The 2837-nt window shown below is 37.1% G+C and carries 3 protein-coding genes; all 3 read left to right on the forward strand.

What is annotated here, in order from left to right; translation table 11 throughout:
* The first annotated feature begins 155 nt into the window (after positions 1-155).
* The 3 genes from NT145_00775 to rimI all read left to right on the forward strand — a co-directional run bounded on the left by NT145_00775 (position 156) and on the right by rimI (position 2714).
* Positions 156-1211 carry a peptidylprolyl isomerase gene (locus NT145_00775; GenBank protein MCX5781231.1) on the forward strand — a complete coding sequence of 352 codons (1056 nt, stop codon included), beginning with the start codon at positions 156-158 and terminating at the stop codon, positions 1209-1211.
* 105 nt (positions 1212-1316) lie between these two features.
* A complete protein-coding gene (gene pdxA / locus NT145_00780) occupies positions 1317-2258 on the forward strand; it encodes a 4-hydroxythreonine-4-phosphate dehydrogenase PdxA (protein MCX5781232.1) in 942 nt (313 codons plus the stop codon).
* Positions 2259-2714, forward strand: coding sequence for a ribosomal protein S18-alanine N-acetyltransferase (gene rimI, locus NT145_00785; GenBank protein ID MCX5781233.1), 456 nt, complete (start codon positions 2259-2261; stop codon positions 2712-2714).
* Positions 2715-2837: the final 123 nt, after the last annotated feature.

Below are 2837 nucleotides of genomic sequence, written 5' to 3' on the forward strand. Positions count from 1 at the left end.
AATACGGACTTCAGATTCATTATGAGAGACTGAAAGATATTGTTATCCGGCCTTCCATAAACCTTTCTGAAATGATTGAGTCCGAAGTTAAGCCCTCAACTAAAAAAGAAAAAAAAGCTCAAGATAAAACAAAATAATTTATAAAAGGGGAACTTATGTTTAAAAAAATTTCGTGTTTCTTTTTTTTATCGGCATTTTTTGTGATTTTTGCTAATTGTGTTTCGGCAAAAGTTGTTGATAAAACTCTTGCCGTGGTAAACGGGGAAGCAATAATGTCTTCCGAGTTTGATGATATTATTACGCCCATTTTAGAACAGTTCAAACGGGGCGTTCCTCCAAGCGAACAGACACCGGAAAAAATCCTGGATCTTAAAAAAAGAGTGCTGGATCAGATGGTTGATGACCGACTTGCAAAACAGGAAGCCAAGAAAAGAAATATTAAAGTTGCCAAGAGAGAAGTTGAGCAGGGGGTAAATCAGATAAAACAAAGATTTCCCTCGGAAGCGGATTTTAATGCGGAACTTAAAAAAGGAAACATCAATGTGCCTCAGTTTGAAAAAAGAATTGAGGAACAGCTCATGGTTATGAAACTTATGGACCAGGAAATAAAAAGCAAGACAAAAATGCCTAGTGATGAGGAAATGAAGGATTTTTATTCAAAGATACAGAAAAAAATGAACGGAAAAAATTTGGGGCTTGATAAAAAGAGTGAAGACGAAATTGATTCGCTGGCAAAACTTTTTAAAAGGGCCGGCGCAGAAAAGGTAAGAGCCCGTCATATTCTTATCAGGGCTGATAAAAACGCTACCCAGAAAGAAAAGGCAGAAGCATTGAAAAAAATATCGGATATAAAGAAAGAAATTGATAACGGGGCAGATTTTAATGAACTTGCAAAAAAATATTCTGAAGATCCGGGAACAAAAGGGGTAGGGGGCGATTTGGGATTTTTTTCATACGAAGATATGGTTCCCGAATTTGCAAAAGCAGCTTTCGCAGCCGAAGTGGGAAAAATTTCGGGAATTATTTCCACAGATTTTGGTTACCACATTATTAAGATAGAGGAAAAGAAAGCTTCCCGTAAGCTAGCTTATGAAGACCTAAAAAATGATATACAAGACTACCTTTTTCAAAAGGCTGCTCAAAAGAAATATGAAAGTTGGATGCAGGAAATCAGGGCTAAAGCCAGTATCAAGGTCAACCCCATTGAATAAATAGGGACACTTCCTATTTATTTCTTTGCCCAGCTAACTCTTTGAAGTTCTTAAAAAATTAATAAATAAATGGGAAGTGTCCCTATTTATTCTTTCTCATCTTGTATGGTTAAACCAACCGTAGGAATTACCATCGGTGATCCAGCCGGAATAGGCCCAGAAATCACTTTAAAAGCGCTTATGCACCCCAAAATAAGAAAGGTGTGCAAGATTGTAGTTATTGGCTCAAAATTATTTTTGCCAGGATTAAAAAAACCCGGAAAAAAAACTTTTTATGATTTTGTTGAGGTTCCCTGCCCGGATTTAAAAAAGGTTGTTTTGGGCAAATTTTCATCCAAGACAGGCCTTGCATCGTATAAGTTTATTGCAAAGGCGGTAGATCTTTTAAAGTCAAAGAAAATAGACGCGCTTGTAACTGCCCCCATATCTAAAGAGGCGTTAAACTTGGCGGGAATACAATATTCGGGGCATACCGAGCTCTTGGCAGATTTTACTCAGACTAAAGATTTTGCAATGCTTATGGTAGCAAACACTTTTAGAACTGCGATGGTAACAAGGCACATGCCTCTTCAGTATGCCTGCAAAAATATTTCGGCACAAAATATTGTTTCCATAACCCAACTGGTAAGAAAATTCCTTATTAACAAATTAAAAATCAAAAGTCCGAAAATAGGGATATGCGCGTTAAATCCACATGCCGGGGAAGGCGGGCTTTTAGGAAGAGAGGAAGAAGATTTCATAATTCCTGCCATAAAAAAACTAAAAAACAAAAAAATTTATGTGGAAGGGCCTATTCCCGCGGACAGCGCCTGGCTTAAAATGAAAAGCGGAAAGTTTGATTTTTTGGTTACGATGTACCACGATCAGGCAATGATTCCTTTGAAAATACTTGAACCCGAAAAAATTGTAAATATAACCGTCGGGCTTCCTTTTATTAGGACTTCTCCCGGCCACGGGACTGCTTTTGATATCGCCGGCAAGGGGAAAGCAGACCCCAGTTCTATGATTGAAGCAATTCAAGTTGCAGCCGATCTTTCGAGATCTTAAATGGAATTAAAGTTTCAAAGGTTAACAAAGCATAATTTGGAAAGCGTCTTAGAAATAGAAAAACTCTCATTTAAAAATCCCTGGAACAAAGAGATGTTTGAAAAAGAAATAACGCTTGAGATTTCGAATTTTTTTGTCGCAGAGATAAGTGAAAAGATCGTTGGATACGGGGGATTTTGGAAAATGGGCGAAGAGGCCGATATAGTAAATATCGCGGTTCATCCTGATTTTAGGTCAAAAGGTCTCGGCAAAAAAATACTTGAATTTATTTTAGAATCTGCGAAAAAAGACGGAATAAAAAAAGTGTTTTTGGAAGTGCGTTCTCAAAATACAAGCGCTCAAAGCCTGTACAAATCATTCGGATTTAAACCAGTGGCTGTGAGGCCCAAATATTACTCAAATGATGACGCAGTTATAATGGAAATAAAAATAGGGACAGTTGTACTAGCTCAATAATTCGGTAACTTTTTGTAGTTTATCAAATGGTGTTATATAATTCAAACCGCCATGTTTGCGTAAATGGTTAAACTCGAACAGGAAATTTCCAAGATTAAGGATAATATCTTGTTCTGAAGCAAA

Source organism: Elusimicrobiota bacterium (genome assembly GCA_026388075.1).
In the GTDB taxonomy this organism is placed as follows: domain Bacteria; phylum Elusimicrobiota; class Endomicrobiia; order Endomicrobiales; family JAPLKN01; genus JAPLKN01.